This is a genomic window from Sphingomonas sp. BK345 (assembly GCF_014193845.1).
GTDB lineage: Bacteria > Pseudomonadota > Alphaproteobacteria > Sphingomonadales > Sphingomonadaceae > Sphingomonas.
This window is the reverse complement of the sequence record NZ_JACHZX010000003.1, coordinates 215,472-240,143: the sequence shown is the minus strand read 5'-3', so window position 1 is coordinate 240,143 and position 24,672 is coordinate 215,472. Positions and strand designations below refer to the sequence as shown.

The window sequence follows — 24,672 nt, the reverse complement described above, 5'->3', positions numbered from 1 at the left end:
CGCTTCGGACTGAAACGCGGCAGCTCGGGCAATACAGACCAGGCGCCGTACAATATCGACGGCTGCGGCGTTTTTCCGCAACGAGCGTTGAAGAGAATGGTTGTCACCCGCGGAACGCTCGATAGGTGTTTTCCGGCGTGCTAGCGTGACAGATAATCTCTAAGATTGTGACCAAGCCGATGCTTTATCTCTATGATCTAACAGCAGAAATCGGCGACATTTCCGTCCTTCACCGCAGTTCGTCGGTCTAGGTGCGAGCGTCGTGAGCCAGCAAAGCGTGGACTCGTCGCCTGGCGGCGCGATCGAGCCCGGGGGGGCCGGGCTCGCCACGCGCGGCTGGCGGATCGACGAGGCGCGGCGCCGCGCCACGATCGACTCGCTCCATCTCGCTTCGCTGCGGCGCTCGGCCGCGCTGCGCCAGATCACCGACTTCGCCGCACAGCTGTGCGCCGCACCGGTGGCGCTGATCACGCTGATCGAGGAGGCCGACCAGACCTTCCTCGCGTCAACCGGTACCGACATGGAGGGGACCAAGCGCTCCGAGTCCTTCTGCGCGCACGCGATGTGGGAGGAGGACGTGACCGTCTTCCCCGATCTGACCGCGGACGAGCGCTTCCTCGGCAACCCCTTGCTGCGCGACCCCGGCGTGCGCTTCTACGCCGGGATGCCGCTGGTGGCGGACGACGGCGTCCCGCTCGGCGCGCTGTGCGTGCTCGACATGGTGCCGCGCCCGGACGGGCTGACGGCGTTGCAGCGCGACGGTCTGCGCGTGCTCGCCGCCAATGTCATGGCGCGGCTGCGCGGCTCACGCGACGACGCGGCGTGGCGCGAGGCCGCGGGCGAGGCACGACGCGCCGCCGCCGAGAGCGAGACGCGCTTCCGCACGCTGGCAGACACGATGCCGCAGATGGTGTGGTCGACGCTGCCCGACGGCTATCACGATTATTACAACGCGCGCTGGTACGAGTTCACCGGCATGCCCGAGGGCACGACGGACGGCGACGAATGGAACGGCATGTTCCACCCCGACGACCAGGCGCGCGCCTGGGCGGTGTGGCGCCACTCGCTCGAGACCGGCGAGGCTTATCAGATCGAGTATCGGCTGCGTTACGCCGACGGCACCTACCGCTGGGTGCTCGGCCGCGCGCTGCCGATCCGCGACCGCCACGGCGCGATCACGCGCTGGTTCGGCACCTGCACCGACATTCACGAGCAGAAGCTGGCGCTCGAGGAGCGTGAGGTGGTGAGCCAGGAGCTGAGCCACCGAATCAAGAACATCTTCTCGGTGATCTCGGGGCTGATCCACTTCGCCGCGCGTGCGCATCCCGAGCTGGCGACCGTCGCCAACGACCTGCGCCAGCGCATCATTGCGCTGGGCCGCGCGCATGATTTCGTCCGCCCGCACAGCAACGAGTCGCGACCGCATCTCGCGCAGGACAGCCTCCACGGCCTGCTCACCGAGCTGTTCGCGCCCTATCAGCGCGCGCCGGGCGAGCGGATCACGATCAGCGGCGACGACGTCGCGGTCGACGATCGCGCCGCCACGCCGCTGGCGCTGCTGTTCCACGAGCTCGCCACCAACGCGAGCAAATATGGTGCGCTGTCGGCTGAGCACGGCCGCATCGACCTCGCGGTGGCGCGCCGCGACGGCACGGTGCGGCTCGACTGGCGCGAGCGCGACGGTCCAATCCTCGACTTCCCCCCGCCGGGCGGCGGCTTCGGCAGCCAGCTGATCGAGCTCAGCGCGGTGCGTCAGCTCGGCGGCGCGGTGACGCGCACCTGGCATCCGGACGGGCTGGAGCTGGTGGTGATGGTGCCGCTGCCCGCGTTCAGCCGCGCCGCGGCCACCTGACGAACTCGGGCGGCGTCGCGGCATCGACCGGCGCCATCTCGGTCGCGGTCAGCGCCGCGCTGAGGATCGCCTCATCGTTGAAGGGTTTGCGTATATAGCCGAGCGCGCTGCCGGGGTCGGTGATCTGGCCGGGGTTGGCGGTGACGAACACCACCTTGACGCCGTGCTCGCGCGCGATCCGCTCGGCGATCACGGGACCGGTCGCGCCATCGCGCAGATTGACGTCGACGAAGGCGAACTGACAGCCCGGCGCGGCGCGATAGGCGCTCTCCGCATCCGCCGCGATCGCGGCGACGACGAATCCCGCGTCCTCGAGGATCCGCTCGAGGTCGAGCGCGACGAAGATCTCGTCCTCCACGATGAGCGCGGTCTGGGGCATGACGTCGCTTCGATGACTCCGCTGGTTGGCTCGGGTTAACCCCGATCAATCGGCGGGGTTCCGACGCAGCAGGAATACCGCATGCTCGGCGAGGAAGTTCGCCGCCGCGCCGCCGGTGCGCTTGTCGCCCGAGAGGAACCAGGCAGCTTCGGTGGCCACCCCGCGCTCGGCGAGATGCGCGCGGAAATCGTCCACGGTGAGGTGGTGGATGTTGGGCGTGTCGTACCAGCGCTCGGGCAGCAGCCGCGTCACCGGCATCCGCCCGCCCCACAGCAGCGAAAGCCGCACCCGCCAGTGCGCGAAATTGGGGAAGCTGACGAAAGCGTGGCGCCCGATCCGCAGCAGTTCGTCGAGCACGCGGTCGGGCGCGCGCGCGGTCTGGAGCGTCTGGCTCAGGATGGCATAGTCGAAGCTCTGGTCGGGGTAGCCGGCGAGGTCGGTGTCGGCGTCGCCCTGGATCACCGACAGACCGCGCGACACCGCCGCGGCGACGTTGCGCGGGTCGAGCTCGAGCCCGCGCGCGTCCACCCCCTTGGTGTCGCGCAGCGCTTTCATCAGCTCGCCGTCGCCGCAGCCGACGTCGAGCACGCGCGCGCCCGGCGGCACATGCGCGGCGATGATCGCGAGATCGGGGCGCAGGCTCATGCGCCGGTCCCGAGGAAGCCGCCGATCACGCGGTCGAGCTCGGGCGAGTCGAGCAGGAAGGCGTCGTGGCCATAGGGGCTGGAGAGCTCGACGAAGCTGGCGGGCGCGCGCGCCGCCACCAGCGCCTGGACGATCGCACGTGATTCGGCGGTGGGGTACAGCCAGTCGGTGTCGAAGCTGACGAGGCAGAAGCGCGCGCGCGCGGCGCGGAAGGCGTGCGCGAGCAGCCCGCCATGCTCCTCGGCGAGGTCGAAATAGTCCATCGCGCGGGTGATGTAGAGGTAGGAGTTGGCGTCGAACCGGTCGGTGAAGGCCAGTCCCTGATGGCGCAGGTAGCTCTCCACCTGGAAATCGGCGTCGAAGCCGAACGACTTCTGCTCGCGCGCCTGGAGGCGGCGGCCGAACTTCTCGGTCAGCCCCGCCTCGGAGAGATAGGTGATGTGCGCCGCCATCCGCGCCACCGCCAGTCCCGCCGCGGGGGGCATGCCGTCGTAATAGTCACCACCCGCCCAGTTCGGGTCGGCCATGATCGCCTGCCGCCCGACCTCGTGGAAGGCGATGTTCTGCGCGGTGTGGCGCGCGGTGGAGGCGATGACGAGGCAGGCGTCGAGCCGTTCGGGGAAGGTCGCCGCCCAGCTCAGCGCCTGCATCCCGCCCATCGATCCGCCCACCACCGCGGCGAGCTTGGCCACGCCGAGATGGTCGAGCAGCAGCGCCTGCGCGCGCACCATGTCGCGGATTGTGATGACCGGGAAGGCCATCGCATAGGGCCGGCCGGTCGCCGCATCGATGCTCGCCGGGCCGGACGTGCCCATGCAGCTGCCCAGCACGTTGGCGCAGATCACGAAGAAGCGGTCGGTGTCGATCGGGCGGCCGGGGCCGACCATGCGCTGCCACCAGCCCGGCTTGCCGGTCCGCGGATGCGCCGAGGCGACGTGGTGGTCGCCGGTGAGCGCGTGACAGATCAGCAGCGCGTTGCCGCCGTCGGGCGCGAGCGTGCCATAGGTCTCATAGGCGATCTCGACCGGCGCGAGCAGCGCGCCGCCGTCGAGCCGCAGTGGCCCCGGCAGCACGACGTGGCGCGACAGGCCGAAGCGCTGGTCCAGCGAGGAGGGCGTGGTGAGCATCGGGCAGCCGCTTTACCCGCGCCGCCCCGCCCAAGTCGAGCCGGACCCGCGCGCGCCTGCGCCGCGTTGGCGTCGAGCGTCAGCCCGACGCGGGAGGCCCTTCATGGCGGACGACGCCGAGGCGCGCGAGCGCGACATCGACCTCGATCCTGACGAGCGCGCGGCGGTGAAGCAGCGTCAGGCGGCCAGCCCGCGCGTGATTCACGAGGTGATCCGCCGTGCCGGCGACGAGGAGCTGGAACGGCCGAGCTGGTCGCTGGTCTGGTCGGGGCTCGCCGGCGGGGTCGCGATCAGCGCCTCGATCCTGGGAAAGTCGCTGATCGCGCGCGACCTGCCCGAGGCAGGCTGGACGCCGCTGGTGACCAGCGTCGGCTACACGCTCGGCTTCCTCGTCGTGATCCTCGGGCGGCTCCAGCTCTTCACCGAGAGCACGTTGTCGGCGGTGATCCCGGTGGCGACCCATCCCAGCCTCGGCAATCTCGTGCGGCTGCTGCGGCTATGGGCGCTGGTGCTCGGCACCAACCTGCTCGGCACGCTCCTGATCGCAGGGCTGGTCCACTATCGCCTGATCGGCTCGCCCGAGGGCGGCGCGGCGATGCTGGAGACGTCGCGCGAGCTGCTCGCGCATGATTTCTGGGCGACGCTGCGGCTCGGCATCCCCGCCGGCTTCCTGATCGCGGCGGTGCCCTGGGCGTTGCCCTCGTCGCGCGGTCAGGAATTCTGGGTGGTGTTCGTCCTCACCTATTTCATCGCGCTGGGCGGTTTCGCGCATGTCGTCGCCGGCTCGGGCGAGGCATGGCTGCTCGCCTTCGCGGGTGAGGTGAGCTTCGCACAGGCGCTCGTCGGGCTGATCCTGCCGGCGCTGATCGGCAACGTGATCGGCGGCACCGGGCTGTTCGCGCTGCTCGCGCACGCGCAGGTGCGGCAGGAGCTGTGACGCGCCGCCCTCTTCCCCAGCCGCCTCACACCCGCTACCCGATCGCACATGAGTGATGCGCCGCGCCCCAAGTCCTGGATCATGGACATCGCCCCCTACGTCCCGGGGCGTTCCACCACCGATGACGGGCGCACGGTCGCCAAGCTCAGCTCGAACGAGAACCCGCTCGGCACCTCGCCCGCGGCGCGCGCCGCTTTCGCCTCCGCCGCCGACTCGCTCGAGCGCTATCCCGACGCCAGCGGCGCGATCGTGCGCGAGGCGATCGCGGCGCGCTTCGGGCTCGACCCCGCGCGGATCATCTACGGCAACGGCTCGGACGAGATCCTCCATCTCGCCGCGGGCGCTTACGCCGGGCCGGGCGACGAGGTCATCTTCGTCCGCTACGGCTTCGCGGTGTACGAGATCGCGGCGCGGCGAGTCGGCGCCACCCCGGTGATCGCGCCCGACCGCGACTATGCCACCGACGTCGACTCGATCCTCGCCTGCGTCACCGAGCGCACGCGCGTCGTCTATGTCGCCAACCCCAACAACCCGACCGGCACCTTCGCGCCGCGCGCCGAGATCGCGCGCCTCCACGCCGCGCTGCCGCGGACCGTGCTGCTGGTGCTCGACCAGGCCTATGCCGAATATCTCGCCGACCACGACGACGACGGCGGGCTCGAGCTCGCCGCGACCGCACCCAACGTGCTGGTGACGCGCACCTTTTCCAAGATCCACGGGCTCGCCGCGGAGCGCATCGGCTGGGGCTACGCGCACGCCGACATTGTCCAGGCGCTGCACCGCATCCGGCTGCCGTTCAACATCACCATCGGCGGCCAGCGCGCCGCGGTTGCCGCGATCCAGGATCGCGCGTTCGTCGAGCACACCCGCGCGCACAACGCCACATGGCGCGCCTGGTTCGCCGACGAGATCGCCAAGCTCGGCAACGGCGGACTGCGCGCGATCCCGAGCGAGGCCAATTTCGTGCTGGTCGTGTTCGAGGGCGCGCTGAACGCGGAGACGGCCTACAAGGGACTGATGGACGCGGGCTATATCGTCCGCTGGTTGCCGGGCCAGGGGCTCGCGCAGGGGCTGCGCATCACCATCGGCACCGAGGAGGAGACGCGCGGCGTCGCCGCGGCGCTGCGTGCGCTGGTCGAGCGCGACACCGCGCCCGCGCACGCCGAGGCGGCCGACGCCGGGATCGAGCGCGGCTGATGCTGCCGTTCAGCCGCGTGTCGGTCATCGGGCTCGGGCTGATCGGCTCGTCCGTGGCGCGCGCGGTGCGCCAGTATCTGCCGACCGTGCGGCTCACCGGACATGACGCCAGCGCCGCGGTGCGTGAGACCGCGCGCCGGATCGACCTGGTCGACGACGTCGCCGACAGCGCCGCCGCGGCGGTGACCGACGCCGATCTCGTCATCCTGTGCGTGCCGGTCGGCGCCATGGCCGCGGTCGCCGCCGAGATCGCGGAGGAGCTGCCCGCCGACGCGATCGTCAGCGACGTCGGCAGCTGCAAGACCGCGGTGGCGCAGGCGCTGGCCGCGGTGCTGCCGCCCGAGCGCGTCGTGCCCGCCCACCCGGTGGCGGGAACCGAGCAGAGCGGCCCGGAGGCGGGCTTCGCCTCGCTGTTCCGCGGGCGCTGGTGCATCGTCACCCCGCTCGCCGAGAGCGACCCGCTCGCGGTCGCGCGGGTCGAGGAATTCTGGCACCGGCTCGGCGCCGATGTCGAGCGGATGGCGCCCGAGCACCACGACCGCGTGCTGGCGGTGACGAGCCACCTGCCGCACCTGATCGCCTATACGATCGTCGGCACCGCGGACGATCTCGGCCAGGTGACCGAGTCGGAGGTGATCAAATTCTCGGCCGGCGGCTTCCGTGACTTCACCCGCATCGCCGCGTCGGACCCGGTGATGTGGCGCGACGTCTTCCTCGCCAACAAGGAGGCGGTGCTAGAGATGCTGCAGCGCTTCAGCGAGGATCTCAGCCAGCTGCAACGCGCGATCCGCTGGGGTGACGGCGACGCGCTGTACGACCGTTTCGCGCGAACGCGCGCGATCCGCCGCTCGATCGTCGACCAGGGACAGGACGACGCCGCCGCCGACTTCGGGCGCCGGCACGACTGAGGAGGCCTTCTCCCGCAGACTGGCGTCATGCTGAACTCGTTGCAGCATCCACCGGCCCGCGAGCGCTCCGGCGCCCAGGTATGCGGCACTGAGGATCCTGAGACGAGCTCAGGATGCCGCCAAACGGCTAAGATCGACGTCTAGGCCTCACCCGCACTCGCATCCCCCGCGTTCAGCGCGTTGATCGCGGCGTGCACGCGCGCCTCGATCTCGCGGCGCGGCAGCCCCGGCGGGATCGGCTCGCCCAGCCGGATCGTCACCTCTCCCGGCGTTACCGTGCCGCGGCGCAGTCCCAGCCGGCCGCTGTCGAGCGCGATCGGCACCACCGGATAGCCCAGCGCCTTGTACAGTCCCGCGAAGCCTGAGCGCAGTGGCGGCGCCTCGCCGTGCGGCACGCGCGTCCCCTCGGGATAGACGATCACCGATCGCCGTGCCTCGCGCGCCACCTTGGCGTCGCGCACCAGCTGGCGCAGCGCCGCGGCGGACGCGTCGCGATCGACCGGGATCCCGCCGTAGACCCGCGTCGCCCAGCCCCAGAAGGGGATGTTCCACAGCTCGCGCTTGAGCACCACCGCCGGGCCGCGCAGCAGCGGCTGCAGCTCCACCGTCTCGTACATCGCCTCGTGCTTGGCGGCATAGAGCACCGGGCCCGCGGGCAGCTCGCCCTCGAAGCGCGTGCGCACGCCGAGCAGAGCGCGCGCCGCCCAGCGATGATAGGCCGACCAGACATGCGCGTATGGCACCATCGCGCGCTGTCCGAACAGCGCCACGATCGGTACCACCAGCACGATCGGCACCGAGCCGGCATAGAACACCAGCCGGAAGAGCCAGGATCTCAGCGCGTTCACCGTCTCACCCGCTCCCACCCCAGCACCACCGCACGCAGCAGCAGCTTGTTGTATTCGTTCACCGCCTGCGCCAGCGTCGGCTCGCTCGGCACGCCCTCGACCGCGACGCTCACCGACGTGCCCAGCGCGGCGGCGAGCTCGAGCGCGGCGCGGCGCGCGTGCCAGTCGGAGGTGACCAGCCGGATCGAGCGATACCCGTGCGCCTTGACCCAGGCGGCGGTCTCCTCGGCGTTGCCGCGCGTGTCGACCGCCTCGGCACCGAGGTCGACGCAGCAGGCGAAAGTGGCGGCATGGCCGCTGATCCGCGCGAGATCGGCGCGCGTCACGCCCGGCGCGGTGCCGGTCACCAGCATGCGCCGCGCGCGTTTCTGCTCGAGCAGGTCGAGCCCGCGCGCGATCCGCCCGGCCGCGCCGGTCGGCACCACGATCGCGTCGGTGCGCAGGCTCGCGTCGGGGGTGCCCGGCAGCGCCAGCATGAACAATGCGAAGCCCAGCGCCCAGCCGAGCAGCGCGAGCGCGATCAGCCGCTTGATCACAGCGTTCGTGCCAGCGCGTGGGTGACGGTGCGGCGTGCCACCAGCGCGGCGAAGCCGACGAAGACGAACGGGAGCGCCGCGAGCACGCTCCAGCCCTGCGCGCCGAGCGCGACGATGTCGCCGAGCGCGCCGGCGCCCACGGCAAAGGCGGGGATCAGCAGCACCGCGGTCACGCCGGCGGCCGCCGTCGCGACCAGCGCGGCGGTCGCGGCATCGCGCGCGACACGGCGCTGGAACAGACCCGCCACCTGGGCATCGGTCGCGCCGAGCCCGTGCATCACAGCGATCGTGGCGCGGTGGGCCTCCAGCCCCGCCCGCGCCGCCAGCACCACCACCGCGGCGCTGGCGCCCACCATCAGCGCCGCGACCGCGACGGCGAGGATCGACGCGACGCGGAGCAGCCGCGCCAGCGGTGCCACCGCGGCGCCGTGCGAGTCGATCACGGCGCCGGGCGCGGCGCGGCGCAGCACCGCGCGCGCGGCCGGGAGCGCGTCGTCGCCGGGCGCGAGCTCGAGATCGATCAGCTCGGGCATCGGCAGGTCGGGGTCGTCCGCCGCGCTGCCGAGCCAGGGCGCCACCAGCCTCGCCAGCTCGGCGCGCGGCACCGCGCGCGCGCGCGTCACCGCGGGCGAGGACCGCAGCGCCGCCAGCGTGCGCGCCGCCGCCGCCCCGCGCGCGGCGGGATCGGCGTCGGTGAACTGCACCGTGGCGCGTCCGCTCAGCCGCGCGCCCAACGCCGCCGCGCCGCGCCCCGCGCCGATCCCCGCCGCCGCGGCGAGCAGCGTCAGGAACAGCATGATCGCGAGCACGCCCACCATCGCGCGCGTCGCGCGCGCGGGATCGAGCACGCGGGCGATCACCGCGCTCATGCCATGCTCACGCGGGCGGGCGGGAAGCGCAGCGCGCCGGTTGGGTCGAGCAGCCGCCCGTCCGCCAGCCGCATCAGCTGCGCGCCCTTCACCTGTCGCAGCAGCTGCGGGTCGTGCGTCGCTACCACCACGGTGGTGCCGAGCCCGTTGAGTGAGGCGAACAATTGCATCAGCCGGTCGGCCATGGGCTCGTCGACGTTGCCGGTCGGTTCGTCGGCCAGCAGCAGCTCGGGCCGCCCCGCCACCGCCCGCGCGATCGCGACCCGCTGCTGCTCGCCGCCGGACAGCGTCTCCGGCAAGGCCGCGGCGCGGTGCGACAGGCCGACCCAGGCGAGCATCTCGCGCACCGCCTCGGCAACCTCGGTCTCGTCGGCCCCGGCGATGCGCAGCGGCAGCGCTATGTTGTCGGCGACGCTGAGGTGCGGCACGAGGCGGAAATCCTGGTAGACCACGCCGATGCGGCGGCGGAAGCCGGGCAGGCGCGCGCGCGGCAGCGTCACCACGTCCTCGCCGAACAGCCGGATGATGCCGCGACTGGGGCGCTGCGCGAGGTAGAGCAGGCTCAGCAGCGAGGTCTTGCCCGCGCCGCTCGCGCCGGTGAGGAAATAGAATTCGCCCGGCGCAAGCGCGAAGCTGACGTCGCGCAGCACCTCCTCGCCCTGGCCGTAGCGCAGCCCGACATTCTCGAACTGGACGATCCCCGCCACCCGGCCGCTCACCACCTCTCGCCTGCGCATCGCCCCGCCGCCATCGCACGCGTGCCCCCGCGCATCAAGCAGGTGACGGGCCGCTTGCCTCAGATGGCTCGCACGTGCTTAGAATCGCGATCAGTTCCTGCCGGTGGCCCGCCATGATCATCGAATGTCCCGAATGTCGCGCGCGCTATCAGGTGCCGGACGGCACGGTCGGCGCGACCGGCCGCACCGTGCGCTGCGCCAATTGCCGACACAGCTGGTACCAGGAGCCGCGGGACGAACCGCTCATCGACGCGTTCGACGAGGAAGAGGCGTTCGCGCCCTCCAACGCCGCGGAGCCGGAAGGCTACCCGCCCGAGCCCGAGCCCGAGCCGGCGCGCCTCCCCATCTCGCGCGTCGCCGAGCCGGACGCTGCGATGCCGCCGGCCGCTGCGCCCGCGTCGCCCCCCGCCCCGCCCCCGCTGATCGCGCCCGCTTTCGTCGAGGCCGATCCCGAGCCCTCCGCCGTGGCCGCCGGCTACGACGCCTTCGCGCATCGCCCGCCGTTCCGCCCCGAGCGCAACACCGCGCGGATGCGTACCATCGCCAGCCTTGCCGCCGGGCTGCTGATGCTCGCCGCGGTGGCGGTGATCCTGTGGACCACCGCGCCCGGCCTGGCGCAGCAGGTCGGCCTCTCGATCGGGCCGGCCGAGCTGCCGCTGCGCATCGTCGATCACCCGATCGAGCGCCGCAAGATGGCCAACGGCTCGGAGCTGTTCGCGGTCAGCGGGCAGATCACCAACCCGTCGCCGACGCGCCAGCGGGTCCCCGACATCCGCGCCGACCTGCGCGACGCGCAGGGCAAGATCGTCTTCAGCTGGACGATCACGCCGCAGCAGCGCACGCTGCTGCCCAACGGGGCGCTCGACTTCAACTCGGCGCAGGTCGACGTCCCCGCCACGTCGAAGCGGCTCGACCTCAGCTTCGTCGGCGAGGAAAGCTGAGCCGGGCGACGAAAGCGTGTTGCCAGCCCCTCAGGGCTTTGCTAGGGGCCCGCTCCTGCCAGCCGCCGGGCATACCCCGGCGGACATCACGTGCGGTCGTGGCGGAATTGGTAGACGCGCAACGTTGAGGTCGTTGTGTCCGAAAGGACGTGGAAGTTCGAGTCTTCTCGACCGCACCACCTTCCCGCCTAGGCGCGGGAGCCGCGGGCCGGCGAGCCCGCACGGCTCGTCCCAAGCGGGAGCAGCCGGACGTCGGCGCCGAGCGCCGCTCCCAGGCGTTACGCCCCGAGCATGACCTGTACCGCGTATCTTCACGCGATCGGCACCGCGACGCCGACGCACGACATCCACACCGCCTTCGTCGACTGGGCACGCGACCGCCTGCCTGAGCGGCCCGCGCGCGTGTTCGAGCGGATGGCCGCGCGCGCGGCCATCGCGCACCGCTGGTCGGTGCTGCCCGAGAGCGCCGGCTCGCCGGTCGCCGCGGGCGGCTTCTACGCCGCCGAGACGCTGCCCGGCACCGGCGCGCGCATGGCGTTGTACGCCGCGGCGGCCCCCACGCTCGCGCTCGCCGCGGTCGGCGCTCTGGCCGAGCAGGTCGCGCTCGACGGCGTCACGCATCTCGTCGTGGCGAGCTGCACCGGCTTCGTCGCGCCGGGCGTCGACCAGATCATCGCGCGACGGCTCGGTCTGGCGGCGACCGTCGAGCGCACCCTGATCGGCTTCATGGGCTGCTACGCCGCGGTGGTGGCGCTGCGCACCGCGCGTCATATCGTTCGCTCCGAGCCGGCGGCGCGCGTGCTGGTGGTGACCGTGGAGCTGTCGACGCTCCACCTCCAGGCGAGCGACGAACTGGAGTCGCTGCTCGCCATGCTCCAGTTCGGCGACGGTGCCGCCGCCGCGCTGGTCACCGCCGTGCCGCGCGGGCTCGCGCTCGAGCGGCCGTTCAGCGCCGCGCTGGAGGAATCGGACTCGCTGATCCGCTGGGACATCACCGACCGCGGCTTCGCGATGCATCTCTCGGGCGAAGTACCCGGCCGCCTCGGCGGCGCGCTGCGCGATCCAGCGCTGGTCGGTTCGCTCACCGGCGGCGCGACGGTGGACCGCTGGGCGGTGCATGCCGGCGGCCGCTCGATCCTCGACTCGGTCGAGCAGGCGTTGGCGCTACCCCCCGAGGCGCTCGCCGACTCGCGGGCGGTGCTGCGCGACTGCGGCAACATGTCCTCGGCGACCCTGCTCTTCGTGCTCGCGCGCGTGCTGCGCGGCGAACCGGTGCGACACGGCGTGGCGCTCGCCTTCGGACCGGGCATGGCGGCGGAGGGGATCGCCTTCCGTACCGCGCCGTGAGCGCGCCCTCGCTCGCCGAGCGGCGGATCGCGGACGAGCTGATGGACGCGGACGACCTCGCGCCCGAGATCTATGCGGCGGTGGTCGCCGATCTCGCCCGGGTCAATGTCGTGACGCTCGCCGCTCGCCCCACGCTGGCTTTCCTGCGGCGCACCTGCCGCCCGGGCGGACGCTACCGGTTGCTCGACGTCGGTTACGGCGACGGCGACATGCTGCGGCGGATCGCGCGCTGGGGCGAGCGGCGCGGGGTCGCCCTCGAACTCGTCGGCGTCGACCAGAACGAGCGCAGCCGCGCCGCGGCGCTGGCGCACAGCCCGGCCGGGCTCGCGGTCGACTGGCGCGTCGGCGACTATCGCGCGCTCGGCGACGAGCCGTGGGACCTCGTCATCTCCAGCCTGGTGGCGCACCATATGACGCGCGACCAGCTGATCGCCTTTCTCGCCTGGATGGAGCGGCACGCGCGCGTCGGTTGGCTGGTCAACGACCTTCACCGCCACGCTGTCGCCTATCGCGCCTGGCCGCTGCTGGCACGCGGCTTCGGCTGGCACCCGATCGTGCGCCACGACGGCCATGTCTCGATTGCGCGCAGCTACCGACCCGACGAGTGGCTCCCGCTGCTCGCCGCCGCGGGCGTGCGCGACGCGCGCGTCTACCGCGCCTTTCCGTTCCGGCTGTGCGTCGAGCGCCGCTGATCCTGGGCGGCGGGCCCGCCGGTGCGGCGGCGGCGATCACGCTGGCGCAGGGCGGTACGCGCGCGCTGGTGATAGAGCGCACGCGCGAGACCGGCGACGCTTTGTGCGGCGGCTTCCTCAGCTGGCGCACGCTGGCGACGGTGGAGCGGCTTGGGATCGACCCCGACGCGCTCGGCCCCGCGGTGGTTCGCCGCGTACGCCTCTTCGCCGCGGGGCGCGTGGTTGAGGCACCGCTGCCAGCGCCCGCGCGCGGCGTCTCGCGTCACCGGCTCGACTCGCTGCTGCTCGCGCGCGCAGTGGCGGCGGGCGCGGCGGTGGAGCGGGGGGTCGCGGCGCGCGCGGTGGAGGACGGTGCGGTGCGCACTGCCGACGGCGCGCTGCTGGCGAGCGAGGCGCTGTTTCTCGCCAGCGGCAAGCATGACGTGCGCGGCAGCGCACGGCCCGCACCGAAAGGTGATCCGTCGCTGGGGCTGCGCACGCGCCGCGCCGACTCGCCCGCGCTGGCGCGGCTGGTCGGCGACGCGGTCGAGCTCCACCTGTTCCGCGGCGGCTATGCGGGCGTGGTGCGCCAGGAGGACGGCAGCACCAACATCTGCCTCGCGTTACGCCGCTCGCGGCTGAGCGCGGCGGGGACGCCCGCGCGCCTGCTCGAGATGCTAACGGCAGAGGCGCCGGCGCTGGGCGAGCGGTTCGGCGACGCGGCGCACGGCGCGATCGAGGCGGTCGCCAACGTGCCCTACGGGTGGCGCGCGCGGCCAGGCGAGACCGGCCTGTTCCGGCTCGGCGACCAGGCCGCGGTGATCCCCTCGCTCGCCGGCGAGGGGATGGGAATCGCGCTGGCGAGCGGTATCAGCGCGGCGGGAGCGTGGCACGACGGCGGCGCGCTGGCGGCGGCATCGTGGCAGGCGCGCTTCGTCCGCCGCGCGGGGGCACCGCTCGCCGTGGCGGGGGCGGTGCGCGCGCTGGCGGAGCATCCGGTGCTCGCCGCGCCGCTGCTGGCGCCGCTCGCCCGCGCCGGATTGCTCGAGACGCTGGCGCGCTGGACGCGGATCGGGGGCGAGTAGGCGCGTGGCGGCGCTTCGAGACGAGGCTTCGACGAGCTCAGCCTCTCCTCAGCGCGAACGAAGAAATGTCGGGATAGGCAGAGTATAGGACGGCGCTGCCCTTCCCGTTCGTGCTGAGGAGGCGCTGAGCCTGTCGAAGCGCGGTCTCGAAGCACGCCGGACGCCGCAAGCGAGCGAGGCGCGCGTCGTCGCCGCGCTCCCCCGATCACCGCGGCGAGTTAATCGCGCGCCAATCCGCTTGTTAAGCCTGGCTCAAGCCACTATCCGCCAGGGCCGACGCCATGGCCCGCGCCCCCTCCCGCACTTCCCGCTCGCGCCCGGCGCGCTCCCCGTGGCGGCGGCGGCTGAGCGTCGCGCTCAAGACGCTGCTGGCGCTCGCCGTGCTCGCGGTGGGTGCGCTCGTCGTGGCGGTGTATATCGCGCGCTCGCAACTGCCGAGCTTCGAGTCGCTCAAATCCTCTCCCAACGGCCAGATGGTGCGCGTCCACGCCGCCGACGGCAGCGTGCTGGTCTCGCTCGGGCCGAGCTACGGCCAGTGGCTGAGCTACGATCGTATTCCCGCGGTGATGACCGACGCGACGATCGCGGTGGAGGACCGACGCTTCCGCAGCCACGTCGGGGTCGATCCGATCGGGATCGCCCGCTCGGTCGGGGTGCGCTACGAGCGCGGCCACTGGGTGCAGGGCGGCTCGACCATCACGCAGCAGCTCGCGCGCACGGTCTTTCTCAACAACCAGAAAAAGTTCGGTCGCAAGTTCCGCGAGGCGATCCTGGCGCTCGCGCTCGAGCGCAAGTTCAGCAAGGACCAGATCCTCGAGCTGTACCTCAACAAAGTCTATTACGGCGGCGGCGCCTACGGCATCGACGCCGCGAGCCGGAAGTTCTTCGGCCACGGCGCGAGCCAGCTGAGCCTCACCGAGGCGGCGGTGATCGCGGGGCTGGTCAAGGCGCCGTCCAATTACTCCCCCACCGCCGACGCCGAGGCCGCGGTCGGTCGCGCCGGCGTGGTGATCCAGCAGATGGTGCGCAACGGCTTCATCACGTCGAGCCAGGCCGCCGCCGCCGATCCCAACGACGTCCGCCTCGCGCCCGCGCCGCGGCAGAACAGCGTGCGCTATTTCACCGACTGGGCACTGCCCCAGCTCGAGCTGCTGATCGACGAGACCGAGCGGCCGCTCGAGGTCTGGACCACGCTCGACCCGGCGATGCAGCGCGCCGCCGACGAGGCGGTCCGCGCCAACGCTCCCGCGGGCGCGCAGGGCGCGCTGGTCGCGCTCGATCGCGACGGGTCGGTGCGCGCGATGGTGGGCGGCACCGACTATGTCACCTCCAACTACAATCGCGCCACCAAGGCGCAGCGCCAGCCCGGCTCGGCGTTCAAGCTGTTCGTCTATCTCTCCGCGCTTGAGGCCGGGCGTACGCCCGAGGACCGCGAGGTCGACGAGCCGGTGACGATCGACGGTTGGAGCCCGCGCAACGACTCGCGCCGCTTCTCGGGCGAGGTCACGCTGCGCACCGCCTTCGCCTTCTCGCTCAACACGATCGCGGCCAAGCTCGGCTATGCGGTCGGCTTCCAGACGGTGGCCGACATGGCGCGGCGCTTCGGCATCACCACCGCGGTCAACACCCATCCCTCGATGGTGCTCGGCACTTCCGAGGTGCGGGTGATCGACATGACCCGCGCCTTCGCCAGCGTCGGCAACAAGGGCGTGGCGGTGACGCCGTTCGGGATCACGCGGGTGACCGCCGAGGGCGAGGAGATCTACCGCCACGAGGTCGATCGCAGCCACGTGCTGGTCGCGCCCAACGTCGCGGCGCAGATGATCGACCTGCTCCAGACCACGGTCAACACCGGAACCGGCCGCGCCGCGCAGATCGGCCGCCCGGTGGCGGGCAAGACCGGCACCACCACCAGCAGCAAGGACGGCTGGTTCCTCGGTTTCTCCTCGGGGCTGACCACCGGCGTGTGGATGGGCCGCGACGACGCCAAGCCGGTCGGCGGGCTGCACGGCGGCACCGCGCCGGCGCGCGCCTTCGCGCAGTTCATGCGCCAGGCGGTAGCCAATCGCCCGATCGAGCAGTTCGACACGCAGGTGACGCTGCCCGAGGCGCAGCTCGAGCCCGACGCCGAAAGCTATTATGGCGCGCCCGACAACAGCAGCTTCGTCGGCGACGACGGCCTCGCGATCGATCCGGGTGCACCGGCCGAGCCGCAGGCGCCGGTGTTCGGCCCCGAGCGGCCGGTGGTGCAGCCGGTGCCGCGCGGGCGCGAGGACGATGCCGGACAGGATGACGGTGCCGACCCGCGTGACGCGCCGCCACAGGCGCCGGCGCAGAGGCTCGACCAGGACTGGCTCGATCGAGTGACCGGTCGGCCCCAGCGCGATCAGGGCCGCGACCGCGCCCCGCCGCGCGCTCAGCCGCCGCGCGCGACCTCAGGCGACCCGTCGGGCGATCGCCCGTACCAATGAAGCGCGGCGCCGTTGGCGCGTAGCCAGGCGCGCTCGGGCGCGGGGTCGCGTCCGTAGAGTTGGGCGACCAGAGCGTGGAAGCGCGGCGAATGATCCATGTGGACGCGGTGCGCCACCTCGTGCGCCGCGGTGGCGCGGCGCACCGCGCGCGGCGCCAGCACCAGCCGCCAGCTGTAGCGGATCGCGCCGTGGTGCGCGCAGCTGCCCCAGCGCCCGCGCGGGTCGCCGACGCTCACCGCGCTGACCGTCACGCCGGCGAGCGCGGCATAATGCGCGGTATCCTTTTCGAGCAGCGCCAGCGCGGCGCGCCGCAGCCATGCCGCGACGCGCCGCTCGACCATCTCGGCCGGGCCGCCGACGGTGAGCAGGTCGCCCTCGACCCGCGGCAGCCGCGGTGCTTTCTCTTGCCAGACGATCGTCAGCGCCGCGTCGTCGACCTCCAGCGTCGCGCCGGGCACGAATGGTCGCGGCTGCGGCAGCAGCGCGCGCTGCGCGTCGAGCCAGGCGCGTTGCCCGACCGCCCAGGCCAGCGCCTTGGCGGCGGAGGCGCGCGGCGGCAGCGTTAGCCGCACGCGCCCGCTGGTCGGATCGAACGAGAGCTTCGTCCGCCGCGCGCGCGCGTTACGGACCAGCTCGATCGAGTCCGCGGGGATCGTCGCGCCGGTCACCGCCGGATCACAGCTCCCGGTCGACGATATGATGCTCGAGGTCGCCCGCGTCGTCCTCGCTGATCGTCCAGCCGCGCACCGACTCGCCCGCACGGTGCACCGCCTCGCGGTCGCCGCTGACGAGATAATGCCAGTCGGGCAGCGCTTCGCCGTTGGCGCGCAGGCGATAGGCGCAGGTCGAGGGCAGCCAGTCGATCGAGTCGACGTTGCTCGTCGTCAGCCGCACGCACTCGCTCACATAGGCGCGGCGGTGGCGATAGTTGGAACATTGCCCGCTGCGTCGGTCGAGCAGGCGGCAGGCGACGTTGGTGGCGACCAGCTCGCCGGTGTCCTCGTCCTCCAGCTTGTGCAGGCAGCATTTGCCGCAGCCGTCGCACAGTGCCTCCCATTGCGCGCGGTCGAGCCGGTCGAGCGGCACGTCCTCCCAGAAACGCCCCGTCAGCGCGCCCATCGCGTCACCTCTTCGGCGATCGCCTGCGGCGGCCCCTCGGGCAGCAGTGCCAGCGGCTTGCCCTGCGGATCGAACAGATAGATCTGGCGGCTATGGTCCATCAGATAGCCGTCCTCATTGCCCTTGCCGCGGGCGTAATAGATGCCGAAGGTCTTCGTCGCGGCGGCGATCTGCTGCGGCGTGCCGGTCAACCCCACCAGCCGCGGGTGGAAGGCCGAGACGAAGCGCTTGAGCGCGGCGGGCGTGTCGCGCGCGGGGTCGACCGTGACGAAGATCGGCGTGATCCGCGCGGCCAGTGCGGGGTCGCTCTTCTCGATCAGCCGCAGCCCCGCGGCGATGTTCTGCACGTCGGTGGGGCAGACGTCGGGGCAGAAGGTATAGCCGAAATAGACGATGCGGTACTGGCCGGCGAAGTCGCGGTCGGTCCGCGCGCGCCCGTCCTGGTCGGTCAGCGCGAAGGCACCGCCGATGCGCGCGCCGGCGAGCGGCGGGGTCGCGGCCGGCTCACTCGAGCAGCCCGCGGCCGCTCCGGCCAGCCCGAGCGCGAGCGCGGCGGCGAGGTGACGACGCATGTTCATGGTGGCGGCAGATGTGATGGGTTATAGCGCTGCCCGCAACCCTTTCCGCTCCGCCGACGCGAGACCGCCCGACCCATGATCCGCCGCCTGCTCCCCGCCGCCGCGCTGTTGCTCCCGCTCGGCACCCTCCCCCTCCCCGCCGCGGCGCAGCAGCAGTCGCAGAGCTACAAATTCCTCGAATCGATCCGGAAGGGCGACGGCAATGCGGTGATCGCGACGCTCGACCAGCCCGGCCAGACGATCATCAACACGCGCGATGTCACCACCGGCGAGGGCGCGCTCCACATCGTGGTCAAGCGCGGTGACTCGGCCTATCTACGTTACCTGCTCGCCAAGGGGGCCGATCCCAATCTGCGCGATCGCGAGGGCGAGACCCCGATGATGCTCGCGGTCCAGGCCGGACAGCCCGAGATGGTGCAGATCCTCGCCAACGCCAAGGCCAATGCCAATCTCGCCGACGGCAGCGGCGAGACCCCGCTGATCCGCGCGGTGCAGCGCCGCGATCTGTCCCTGGTACGCGCGGTGCTGGCGGCAGGAGGCAACCCGGACCAGCCCGACAATGTCGCGGGCATGTCCGCGCGCGACTATGCCAAGCGCGACACGCGCTCGACCGCGATCGCCAAGGTGCTCGACGAGACGCCGGCCAAGACCCAGCGTGCGGTGGCCGGCCCGCGGATGTGAGCGGCGGAGCGGGGCGCGAGGGCGTTCGTCGGCCCATCGGCCGGGACGCGGCGCCGCCCCCGCCCTTCCCTCCTTGCGTCGTCCCGGACTTGTTCCGGGATCCACGGTGCCACGGACCCACCAGCCTGTAGGGGCGCGGACGGGAGGGCTTGGCACAAGTCGGGATGACGGAAGAGCGCGCGTGCGCTGAGGGTCGACGGCCGACCGGTGACGCTCGCGACCCCGGCATCCGCGGCTCAGAAGCCCTGCACCGCCTCGGGATCGTGCGCCGCGATCAGCCGGCGCGCGGCGCGGCGCGCGAAGGCGAGCGTGCAGCGCTTGCGCACGTGCGCAGGCAACGGCTCGGTCCGCGCCTCCCGCACGATCGCGGCGTCGTAGCGGTCAGCGACGATCAGCCCGGTACGCTCGGGCAGGAAGGCGGCGCCGTCGATCGGCGCGGCGTCGAACCCGGCCGGCACCGCCCAGTAGAAGCGGTCGCAGTGCGCGAGATAGTCCTGCCACTTGGCGTCGCCGAGCAGGTCGGCGCGCGACACCTTGATCTCGACGATCACCAGCTGCCCGCGCTGGTCGAGCGCCATCAGATCGGCGCGCCGTCCGCCATCCAGCGGCACCTCGGCGATCGCGGTGAGTTCGTGGCGCAGCAGCATCCGCGTCACGCCGCGCGCGACATCGGCGGCACACATCGCACCGGGTGCGTCGACGCAGGATTCGGGTGTGGTGAGCATGCGCCCATGATAGAACATCCCGCGAACGCTGGCAAAGCCCCGAAGCGTCGGCGGGTGCATGCAAGTGGTTGAACGCGCGCGCCGCCTCGGGCATGGACGACGCGATGGTTCCCGTTCCGTTCGCCGCTCTCGCCTTCGCCGGGCACGACTGGTGCGCGCTGCCGCAAGGCGCGCTCTACTGGCCGGCGCGACGTGCGCTGCTGGTGGCCGACCTGCACCTCGAGAAAGCGAGCTGGTATGCGCGCGGCGGGCAGATGCTGCCACCCTATGACTCGATCGCGACCCTGACCGACCTGGCCGCGCTGGTCGACTCGCTCGCGCCGGCGGAATTGTGGTGCCTGGGCGACAGCTTCCACGACGTCGAGGGATGCGACCGCCTCCCCGCCGACGCCCGCGCCCTGCTCACCCGCCTCACCGCCGCGACGCGCTGGACCTGGATCACGGGCAACCACGACCGTGTCTACGTCGACCGCTGCGGCGGCGAGACGGCCGACGAGGCGCTGGTGGACGGGGTCGTGCTGCGCCACGAGGCGGCGCGCGGCGAGACGCGGCCCGAACTGTCGGGCCATTTCCATCCGAAGCTGCGCGTGCGCGTGCGCGGCAAGCTGGTGGCGCGGCGCTGTTTCATCGCCGGCCCGCGCAAGCTGATCCTTCCCGCCTTCGGGGCGCTCACCGGCGGCCTCGACGCGACCCATCCCGAGATCGTCCGCGCCGCGGGTGGTCCCGCCGAGGCACTGGTCGCTCTACCCGATCGGCTGCTGCGCTTCCCGCTCGCCGCCTGAGCGCAGCCGGTTCAGCAGCGCGGCGACCTCGTCATAGTCGCGTGCGATCGCGTCGACCCCGATCGCGCGGAGCCGCTCGGCGTGATCGGGCCCGCAATGCGACGCCGCGACCAGCCCGATGACATAGGCGCCGCTCGCCACCGCCCCGGTCGCGCCGACGGGCGAGTCCTCGATCACCGCGCAGCGCTCGATCGGCACGCCCAGCCGGGCCGCGCCATGCCAGTAAAGATCGGGCGCGGGCTTGCCGCGTGCGACATGCTCCGCGCCGGAATAGAGATGGCCACCGAATGACTCGAGCAATCCGAGATGCTGGAGGTGCGTGCGGATCCAGCGCACGCGGCTCGACGACACCACCGCACGCGGCAGCTCGGCGGGTAGCGACCGCACGAACGCCGCCGCCCCCGCTACCTCGGCGATCCCCTCGATCAGGCAACGCTCGTCCTCGGCCTGGCGCGCGGCGCGGAAGTCCGCGGGCAGCGGGCGCCCGATCCAGCGCTCCACCGCGCCGGTGAAGTCGGTGCCGGACAGACCCATGAACTGCGCCATCGCCTGCTCGGGCGAGGTCGGATGGCCAGCAGCGGTGAGATAATCGGCGAGGTGGCGGTTGCCACTCGCCTCGCTCTCGATCAGCACGCCGTCGAAATCGAACAGCAGCGCCTCGATTGGCGACGCGGCGCTCATCGCCGCGCCCCGAACAGCGCCGAGCCGACTCGCACGTACGTGGCGCCCAGCGTCACCGCGGTCTCGAGATCGTCGGACATGCCCATGCTCAGTCCCTTCAGGTCGAGGTCGCGCGCGAGCTTGGCACAGAGCGCGAGATAGGGCGCCGGCTCGATCTCGGCGGGCGGGATGCACATCAATCCGGCGACCGGCAGGCCGGCGTCGCGCGCCTGGCGCAGCAGCGCGGGCAGCTCCGCGATCGCGCAGCCGCCCTTCTGCGGCTCGGCGCCAATATTGACCTGGAGGAAACAGTCGGGCGCACGGCCCTGCGCCGCAATCGCGCGCGCCAGCGCCTCGACCAACGAGGGCCGGTCGACCGAGTGGATCGCGTCCGCCAGCGCGACCGCATCGGCGGCCTTGTTCGACTGCAGCTGCCCGATGAGATGGAGTCGCGCGTCGGGATAGTCCTCGCGCAGCCCCGGCCATTTCGCCTGCGCCTCCTGGACGCGGTTCTCGCCGAAGTCGCGGACCCCGGCGACGAGCAGCGGGCGGATCGCCGCGGCGTCATGCGTCTTCGATACCGCGATCAGCGTCACGTAGGCCGGCGCGCGTCTCGCGACGCGGGCGGCATGCGCCATACGGTCGCGCACCGCGGCGAGCCGCGCCTCGGCGTCGCGGGAGAGGTCGTCCTGGATCATGCCCCGCGCTATAGGTGGCGCGATGCGTGCCCGCCACCCCGACCGCTGGTTGATGACCGACGAGCGCCAGGGCGAGGCGTTATGGCGCGCGCTGGAGCGGCTGCCGCGCGGCGGCGGGATCGTCTTTCGCCATCACGCCACTCCCACGCCCGAGCGAGCGCGGCTCTTCGCGCGGGTCGCGGCAGTGGCGCGCCGCCGCGGGCTGGTACTGGTGCGCGCGGGCGCGCCCCGCTTCCGCGGCGAGCGCGGACGTCACGGACGGCGCGGACCTGGGCTGGTGACCTGGCCCGCGCATACGCGTCGCGAAGCCATCGCGGGGTTTCGGGCGGGCGCGACGCTCGTCTTCGTCTCACCCGTTTTCGCCACGCGATCGCACCCAGGCGCGCGCGCGCTGGGTCCGCTCCGCGCCGCCGCCATCGCGCGCGGGCTGCCCGTCGCGGCGATCGCGCTCGGCGGGGTCGACGAGCGCCGCTATCACCGCCGGCTGCGCGCGCTCGGCTTCGCCGGCTATGCCGCAATCGACGCTTGGGGCAGGCCCACCGGCTGAGCGCGCCTTAGCCGATATGTTCGGCGAAGAAGGCGGCCGTACGCTCGTCCGCCAGCTCGGCGGCGGCGTTCGAGCGACGCTGGCCGAACTCGGTCGCGAAGCCGTGATCCTCGCCGGCATAGTCATAGAGCGTCACGCGCGGGTGATCGTCGAGCCCCTCGTGCATCGCCCGCTGCGTCGTCGCGTCGACGAACCCGTCCGCGCCGGCGATATGAAGCAGCAGCGGGCGTGCGATCGCATGCTTCTCGCCGAGCAGACCGTCGATCCCCACCGCATAATAGCCGACGCTGGCGTCGATGTCGGTGCGGGCCGCGGTCATATAGGCCAGGCGACCGCCCAGGCAGTAGCCGACCGCACCGACCTTCCTGCCGCTCTCGGCGCGCGCGTAGCGGATCGCCGCCTCGATGTCGCGGACGCCACCGTCCTGATCGAAATCGCCCATCAGCGACAGCGCGCGCTCCATCTCGGGCGCGACATCGGGATCGAGCTCGATCCCCGGCGTGATCCGCCAGAACAGATCGGGCGCGACGGCGAGATAGCCGGCCTCCGCCAGCGTGTCGCACTTGCGGCGGATACCCGCGTTGATACCGAAGATCTCCTGGATCACGACGATCGCGCCGCGCGGCGTGCCGGCGGGATCGGCGCGATAGGCGGGCATGTCACCGCCGTCGAGCGCGGTGATGGTAGCGAGGGCGGTCATGCGGGGGCTCTCTCCTGGCGCCCGGCGCGCTGCCCCGCGGACATTGCGGAGCCTCGACGATCCCGGGCATAAGCGGCGCCACGCTATCGCGCCCATCGGGCGCGCTCAAGGAGCCGCGGCGATGAAGGTGACGATCGAGCTCGACTGCACCCCCGAGGAGGCGCGCCGGATGATGGGCCTGCCCGATCTTACTCCGCTGCACGATCTGTACCTCTCGCGCATGCGCGAGGCACTCGACGGCCGCGTCGCGCCCGAGACCGTGGCGGCGATGATGCGCAGCTGGACCCCCGTGGGCGACGCTGGAATGGATTTCTGGCGCCAGCTTTTCGTAGCCAACAACGGCAAGTCGGGCTGAGTGGGCGATGACACGATCTACGCGCTGTCGAGCGGCGCGCCGCCCGCGGCGATCGCGGTCATGCGAGTCAGCGGTCGCGACGCGCGGGCGGCGGCAGCGGTGCTGGCGGGGGCGCTGCCCCCACCCCGTCGCGCCGGCGTGCGAACACTGCGCGGCGGCGACGGCACTCCGCTGGACCGCGCGTTGGTGCTGGTGTTCCCCGGGCCAAACAGCGCGACGGGTGAGGACCTCGTCGAGCTACATCTTCATGGCGGCCGGGCGGTAGTCGCGGCCGTCGGCGCCGCGCTCGCCGCTCAGCCAAAACTCCGTCAGGCCAGACCGGGCGAGTTCACGCGCCGAGCCCTGACGAACGGTCGGATCGACCTCCATCAGGCGGAGGGGCTCGCCGACCTGCTCGAAGCAGAGACCGAGGATCAGCGGCGTGCCGCGCTGGCGGCAAGTGACGGCGGACTGGGCGAGACGCTCGCTCGCTGGATGCGCGCGCTCAGCGATGCAGCTGCCATAGTTGAGGCCGCGATCGACTATGACGAAGAGGCGGACGTGAGCGGCGGCCACGCCGATGCGTGGCGCGCGATCGTCATGGCCGTACGTGACGAGATGGTCGGGTTGCTCGCGCAACCGACGGTAGAGCGGCTGCGCGATGGCTTAATGGTAGTACTTGCCGGGCCGCCGAATGCGGGCAAGTCATCCCTGTTCAATGCGCTCCTTGGTCGGGACGCGGCGATCGTGACGCCGATCGCCGGTACAACCCGCGACGTAATCGAGGCACAAGTGATCCGCGCGGGGATACCCTATCGTCTGTGTGACACCGCGGGGCTCACCGATGCCACTGAAAACGTTGTGGAGCAGATCGGTGTCGAACGTGCGCGCGCGCTGAGTGCTCGGGCCGACGTCATCCTGTGGCTCGGCGAAAGCGGTTCAGCGCCGCCAGGTGCGGTACGGGTGGCGGCCAAGGCCGATTTGGCGCTCAGCCGCAACGCAGACATCTCTGTGTCGACACACTGGCCTGAATCAATCGACCGTCTGTGGGAGTTCCTTGCCGCAACGGGGCGCGAACAGCTGGCGCTCACTTCCGAGATTGCCTTACGAGAAGCGCAGCGGGGCGCAGTCAACGACATCGCTAGCGCGCTCACGCGCTCACTGCATCACACCGATCCGCTCGTAAGCGCGGAGGAATTGCGCGTTGCGCGACGGCGCCTCGCAGGTCTAGTGGGACTGGAGGCGACCGAGGCGATGCTAGACGCGCTGTTCGGACGCTTCTGCCTCGGCAAATGAGT

Annotated in this window: 28 protein-coding genes and 1 tRNA gene; 15 read left to right on the top strand and 14 right to left on the bottom strand. The window is 72.1% G+C overall.

Going from position 1 to position 24,672, the window contains the following annotated elements; genetic code table 11:
* Nucleotides 1-370 precede the first annotated feature (370 nt).
* Nucleotides 371-1,852 (top strand): PAS domain-containing protein, encoded by a 1,482-nt coding sequence (locus tag FHY03_RS10550; RefSeq protein ID WP_311721625.1) that lies wholly within the window; start codon nt 371-373, stop codon nt 1,850-1,852.
* Here FHY03_RS10550 and FHY03_RS10545 read toward each other — a convergent pair.
* Genes FHY03_RS10545 through FHY03_RS10535 form a run of 3 tightly spaced genes read right to left on the bottom strand, consistent with a single transcriptional unit; the run spans nt 1,830 to nt 4,003 of the window.
* A complete protein-coding gene (locus FHY03_RS10545; RefSeq protein WP_183922485.1) occupies nt 1,830-2,231 on the bottom strand; it encodes a response regulator in 402 nt (133 codons plus the stop codon). The two genes, FHY03_RS10550 and FHY03_RS10545, sit on opposite strands and share 23 nt — an antisense overlap.
* A 45-nt stretch (nt 2,232-2,276) precedes the next feature.
* Entirely contained in the window at nt 2,277-2,876 is a 600-nt protein-coding gene (gene metW / locus FHY03_RS10540) for a methionine biosynthesis protein MetW (protein ID WP_183922487.1), read from the bottom strand.
* Entirely contained in the window at nt 2,873-4,003 is a 1,131-nt protein-coding gene (locus tag FHY03_RS10535) for a homoserine O-acetyltransferase (protein ID WP_183930664.1), read from the bottom strand. The genes metW and FHY03_RS10535 overlap by 4 nt, the downstream gene beginning before the upstream one ends.
* 103 nt (nt 4,004-4,106) lie before the next feature.
* On the opposite strand from FHY03_RS10535, the gene FHY03_RS10530 reads away from it, so the two are divergent.
* From FHY03_RS10530 to FHY03_RS10520, 3 genes are read left to right on the top strand one after another with little or no spacing between them, the layout of a single operon-like run.
* Nucleotides 4,107-4,940, top strand: coding sequence for a formate/nitrite transporter family protein (locus FHY03_RS10530; RefSeq protein WP_183930662.1), 834 nt, complete (start codon nt 4,107-4,109; stop codon nt 4,938-4,940).
* A 48-nt stretch (nt 4,941-4,988) separates the two neighbouring features.
* Nucleotides 4,989-6,137, top strand: a complete 1,149-nt coding sequence (hisC, locus tag FHY03_RS10525; protein WP_183930659.1) for a histidinol-phosphate transaminase — start codon at nt 4,989-4,991, stop codon at nt 6,135-6,137.
* Nucleotides 6,137-7,045, top strand: a complete 909-nt coding sequence (locus FHY03_RS10520) for a prephenate/arogenate dehydrogenase family protein (RefSeq protein ID WP_183930657.1) — start codon at nt 6,137-6,139, stop codon at nt 7,043-7,045. Before hisC ends, FHY03_RS10520 begins: the two co-directional genes overlap by 1 nt.
* A 140-nt stretch (nt 7,046-7,185) precedes the next feature.
* Here the strand turns inward: FHY03_RS10520 and FHY03_RS10515 are convergent, their stop codons facing one another.
* The 4 genes from FHY03_RS10515 to ftsE are packed head-to-tail and all read right to left on the bottom strand — an operon-like array spanning nt 7,186 to nt 10,005.
* On the bottom strand, nt 7,186-7,893 hold the full coding sequence (locus FHY03_RS10515; protein ID WP_183922496.1) for a 1-acyl-sn-glycerol-3-phosphate acyltransferase: 708 nt from the start codon (nt 7,891-7,893) through the stop codon (nt 7,186-7,188).
* Entirely contained in the window at nt 7,890-8,429 is a 540-nt protein-coding gene (locus FHY03_RS10510) for a YdcF family protein (protein ID WP_183930655.1), read from the bottom strand. Before FHY03_RS10510 ends, FHY03_RS10515 begins: the two co-directional genes overlap by 4 nt.
* Nucleotides 8,426-9,298, bottom strand: coding sequence for an ABC transporter permease (locus FHY03_RS10505; protein WP_183930653.1), 873 nt, complete (start codon nt 9,296-9,298; stop codon nt 8,426-8,428). The genes FHY03_RS10510 and FHY03_RS10505 overlap by 4 nt, the downstream gene beginning before the upstream one ends.
* A complete protein-coding gene (gene ftsE / locus FHY03_RS10500; protein WP_183922969.1) occupies nt 9,295-10,005 on the bottom strand; it encodes a cell division ATP-binding protein FtsE in 711 nt (236 codons plus the stop codon). The genes FHY03_RS10505 and ftsE overlap by 4 nt, the downstream gene beginning before the upstream one ends.
* 143 nt (nt 10,006-10,148) lie before the next feature.
* Between ftsE and FHY03_RS10495 the strand changes: the two genes are divergently transcribed.
* The 6 genes from FHY03_RS10495 (at nt 10,149) to FHY03_RS10470 (ending at nt 16,550) form a co-directional block, all read left to right on the top strand.
* Nucleotides 10,149-10,976: a zinc-ribbon domain-containing protein gene (locus tag FHY03_RS10495; RefSeq protein WP_183930651.1), complete on the top strand. Its 828-nt coding sequence runs from the start codon at nt 10,149-10,151 to the stop codon at nt 10,974-10,976.
* Nucleotides 10,977-11,068: 92 nt separating this feature from the next.
* Nucleotides 11,069-11,155: transfer RNA gene (locus tag FHY03_RS10490), tRNA-Leu, on the top strand.
* A 112-nt stretch (nt 11,156-11,267) separates the two neighbouring features.
* Nucleotides 11,268-12,323 (top strand): type III polyketide synthase, encoded by a 1,056-nt coding sequence (locus FHY03_RS10485; RefSeq protein ID WP_183930649.1) that lies wholly within the window; start codon nt 11,268-11,270, stop codon nt 12,321-12,323.
* 41 nt (nt 12,324-12,364) lie between these two features.
* On the top strand, nt 12,365-13,015 hold the full coding sequence (locus FHY03_RS10480) for a methyltransferase domain-containing protein (RefSeq protein WP_183931315.1): 651 nt from the start codon (nt 12,365-12,367) through the stop codon (nt 13,013-13,015).
* A complete protein-coding gene (locus FHY03_RS10475) occupies nt 12,997-14,079 on the top strand; it encodes an FAD-dependent monooxygenase (protein ID WP_183930647.1) in 1,083 nt (360 codons plus the stop codon). The genes FHY03_RS10480 and FHY03_RS10475 overlap by 19 nt, the downstream gene beginning before the upstream one ends.
* A gap of 281 nt (nt 14,080-14,360) precedes the next feature.
* Nucleotides 14,361-16,550 (top strand): transglycosylase domain-containing protein, encoded by a 2,190-nt coding sequence (locus tag FHY03_RS10470; protein WP_183930645.1) that lies wholly within the window; start codon nt 14,361-14,363, stop codon nt 16,548-16,550.
* Here the strand turns inward: FHY03_RS10470 and FHY03_RS10465 are convergent.
* The 3 genes from FHY03_RS10465 to FHY03_RS10455 are packed head-to-tail and all read right to left on the bottom strand — an operon-like array spanning nt 16,496 to nt 18,247.
* Nucleotides 16,496-17,218: a YgjP-like metallopeptidase domain-containing protein gene (locus tag FHY03_RS10465; protein ID WP_311721362.1), complete on the bottom strand. Its 723-nt coding sequence runs from the start codon at nt 17,216-17,218 to the stop codon at nt 16,496-16,498. The two genes, FHY03_RS10470 and FHY03_RS10465, sit on opposite strands and share 55 nt — an antisense overlap.
* A 7-nt stretch (nt 17,219-17,225) precedes the next feature.
* Nucleotides 17,226-17,669 carry a YcgN family cysteine cluster protein gene (locus tag FHY03_RS10460; RefSeq protein WP_183922510.1) on the bottom strand — a complete coding sequence of 148 codons (444 nt, stop codon included), beginning with the start codon at nt 17,667-17,669 and terminating at the stop codon, nt 17,226-17,228.
* A complete protein-coding gene (locus tag FHY03_RS10455) occupies nt 17,657-18,247 on the bottom strand; it encodes an SCO family protein (RefSeq protein WP_183922512.1) in 591 nt (196 codons plus the stop codon). Before FHY03_RS10455 ends, FHY03_RS10460 begins: the two co-directional genes overlap by 13 nt.
* Before the next feature lie 75 nt (nt 18,248-18,322).
* Here FHY03_RS10455 and FHY03_RS10450 point away from each other — a divergent pair, with 75 nt between their 5' ends.
* Nucleotides 18,323-18,928, top strand: coding sequence for an ankyrin repeat domain-containing protein (locus FHY03_RS10450; protein WP_183922514.1), 606 nt, complete (start codon nt 18,323-18,325; stop codon nt 18,926-18,928).
* A gap of 236 nt (nt 18,929-19,164) precedes the next feature.
* Here FHY03_RS10450 and FHY03_RS10445 read toward each other — a convergent pair whose 3' ends face one another.
* Nucleotides 19,165-19,653, bottom strand: a complete 489-nt coding sequence (locus FHY03_RS10445; protein WP_260158875.1) for an MmcB family DNA repair protein — start codon at nt 19,651-19,653, stop codon at nt 19,165-19,167.
* Between the two features lie 104 nt (nt 19,654-19,757).
* Here FHY03_RS10445 and pdeM point away from each other — a divergent pair, with 104 nt between their 5' ends.
* Nucleotides 19,758-20,435: a ligase-associated DNA damage response endonuclease PdeM gene (gene pdeM / locus FHY03_RS10440; protein ID WP_183930640.1), complete on the top strand. Its 678-nt coding sequence runs from the start codon at nt 19,758-19,760 to the stop codon at nt 20,433-20,435.
* Here the strand turns inward: pdeM and FHY03_RS10435 are convergent.
* Together FHY03_RS10435 and FHY03_RS10430 are read right to left on the bottom strand one after the other, a co-directional pair.
* The gene (locus FHY03_RS10435; RefSeq protein WP_183930638.1) at nt 20,397-21,116 is read right to left on the bottom strand and encodes an HAD family phosphatase; all 720 of its coding nucleotides are present in this window, start codon (nt 21,114-21,116) and stop codon (nt 20,397-20,399) included. The two genes, pdeM and FHY03_RS10435, sit on opposite strands and share 39 nt — an antisense overlap.
* Complete coding sequence (locus FHY03_RS10430; RefSeq protein ID WP_183930636.1) at nt 21,113-21,793, bottom strand: YggS family pyridoxal phosphate-dependent enzyme; 681 nt, start codon at nt 21,791-21,793, stop codon at nt 21,113-21,115. Before FHY03_RS10430 ends, FHY03_RS10435 begins: the two co-directional genes overlap by 4 nt.
* A gap of 22 nt (nt 21,794-21,815) precedes the next feature.
* On the opposite strand from FHY03_RS10430, the gene FHY03_RS10425 reads away from it, so the two are divergent.
* Complete coding sequence (locus FHY03_RS10425; protein ID WP_260158874.1) at nt 21,816-22,340, top strand: thiamine phosphate synthase; 525 nt, start codon at nt 21,816-21,818, stop codon at nt 22,338-22,340.
* Nucleotides 22,341-22,347: 7 nt separating this feature from the next.
* Here FHY03_RS10425 and FHY03_RS10420 read toward each other — a convergent pair whose 3' ends face one another.
* Complete coding sequence (locus FHY03_RS10420; protein ID WP_183930634.1) at nt 22,348-23,040, bottom strand: dienelactone hydrolase family protein; 693 nt, start codon at nt 23,038-23,040, stop codon at nt 22,348-22,350.
* A gap of 121 nt (nt 23,041-23,161) precedes the next feature.
* Here FHY03_RS10420 and FHY03_RS10415 point away from each other — a divergent pair, with 121 nt between their 5' ends.
* Nucleotides 23,162-23,395, top strand: a complete 234-nt coding sequence (locus tag FHY03_RS10415; RefSeq protein WP_183922528.1) for a DUF6489 family protein — start codon at nt 23,162-23,164, stop codon at nt 23,393-23,395.
* Nucleotides 23,396-24,670 carry a tRNA uridine-5-carboxymethylaminomethyl(34) synthesis GTPase MnmE gene (mnmE, locus tag FHY03_RS10410; protein ID WP_183930632.1) on the top strand — a complete coding sequence of 425 codons (1,275 nt, stop codon included), beginning with the start codon at nt 23,396-23,398 and terminating at the stop codon, nt 24,668-24,670. It begins immediately after the preceding gene.
* The last annotated feature ends 2 nt before the right edge of the window (nt 24,671-24,672 follow it).

What these genes read in the sequence shown, in the direction of transcription:
- FHY03_RS10545 (WP_183922485.1), bottom strand. Translation starts at nt 2,231, where the DNA reads ATGCCCCAGACCGCGCTCATCGTGGAGGACGAGATCTTCGTCGCGCTC.
- metW (WP_183922487.1), bottom strand. Translation starts at nt 2,876, where the DNA reads ATGAGCCTGCGCCCCGATCTCGCGATCATCGCCGCGCATGTGCCGCCG.
- FHY03_RS10535 (WP_183930664.1), bottom strand. Translation starts at nt 4,003, where the DNA reads ATGCTCACCACGCCCTCCTCGCTGGACCAGCGCTTCGGCCTGTCGCGC.
- FHY03_RS10530 (WP_183930662.1), top strand. Translation starts at nt 4,107, where the DNA reads ATGGCGGACGACGCCGAGGCGCGCGAGCGCGACATCGACCTCGATCCT.
- hisC (WP_183930659.1), top strand. Translation starts at nt 4,989, where the DNA reads ATGAGTGATGCGCCGCGCCCCAAGTCCTGGATCATGGACATCGCCCCC.
- FHY03_RS10520 (WP_183930657.1), top strand. Translation starts at nt 6,137, where the DNA reads ATGCTGCCGTTCAGCCGCGTGTCGGTCATCGGGCTCGGGCTGATCGGC.
- FHY03_RS10505 (WP_183930653.1), bottom strand. Translation starts at nt 9,298, where the DNA reads ATGAGCGCGGTGATCGCCCGCGTGCTCGATCCCGCGCGCGCGACGCGC.
- FHY03_RS10495 (WP_183930651.1), top strand. Translation starts at nt 10,149, where the DNA reads ATGATCATCGAATGTCCCGAATGTCGCGCGCGCTATCAGGTGCCGGAC.
- FHY03_RS10485 (WP_183930649.1), top strand. Translation starts at nt 11,268, where the DNA reads ATGACCTGTACCGCGTATCTTCACGCGATCGGCACCGCGACGCCGACG.
- FHY03_RS10480 (WP_183931315.1), top strand. Translation starts at nt 12,365, where the DNA reads ATGGACGCGGACGACCTCGCGCCCGAGATCTATGCGGCGGTGGTCGCC.
- FHY03_RS10470 (WP_183930645.1), top strand. Translation starts at nt 14,361, where the DNA reads ATGGCCCGCGCCCCCTCCCGCACTTCCCGCTCGCGCCCGGCGCGCTCC.
- FHY03_RS10460 (WP_183922510.1), bottom strand. Translation starts at nt 17,669, where the DNA reads ATGGGCGCGCTGACGGGGCGTTTCTGGGAGGACGTGCCGCTCGACCGG.
- FHY03_RS10455 (WP_183922512.1), bottom strand. Translation starts at nt 18,247, where the DNA reads ATGAACATGCGTCGTCACCTCGCCGCCGCGCTCGCGCTCGGGCTGGCC.
- FHY03_RS10450 (WP_183922514.1), top strand. Translation starts at nt 18,323, where the DNA reads ATGATCCGCCGCCTGCTCCCCGCCGCCGCGCTGTTGCTCCCGCTCGGC.
- FHY03_RS10445 (WP_260158875.1), bottom strand. Translation starts at nt 19,653, where the DNA reads ATGCTCACCACACCCGAATCCTGCGTCGACGCACCCGGTGCGATGTGT.
- pdeM (WP_183930640.1), top strand. Translation starts at nt 19,758, where the DNA reads ATGGTTCCCGTTCCGTTCGCCGCTCTCGCCTTCGCCGGGCACGACTGG.
- FHY03_RS10435 (WP_183930638.1), bottom strand. Translation starts at nt 21,116, where the DNA reads ATGAGCGCCGCGTCGCCAATCGAGGCGCTGCTGTTCGATTTCGACGGC.
- FHY03_RS10430 (WP_183930636.1), bottom strand. Translation starts at nt 21,793, where the DNA reads ATGATCCAGGACGACCTCTCCCGCGACGCCGAGGCGCGGCTCGCCGCG.
- FHY03_RS10425 (WP_260158874.1), top strand. Translation starts at nt 21,816, where the DNA reads ATGCGTGCCCGCCACCCCGACCGCTGGTTGATGACCGACGAGCGCCAG.
- FHY03_RS10420 (WP_183930634.1), bottom strand. Translation starts at nt 23,040, where the DNA reads ATGACCGCCCTCGCTACCATCACCGCGCTCGACGGCGGTGACATGCCC.
- FHY03_RS10415 (WP_183922528.1), top strand. Translation starts at nt 23,162, where the DNA reads ATGAAGGTGACGATCGAGCTCGACTGCACCCCCGAGGAGGCGCGCCGG.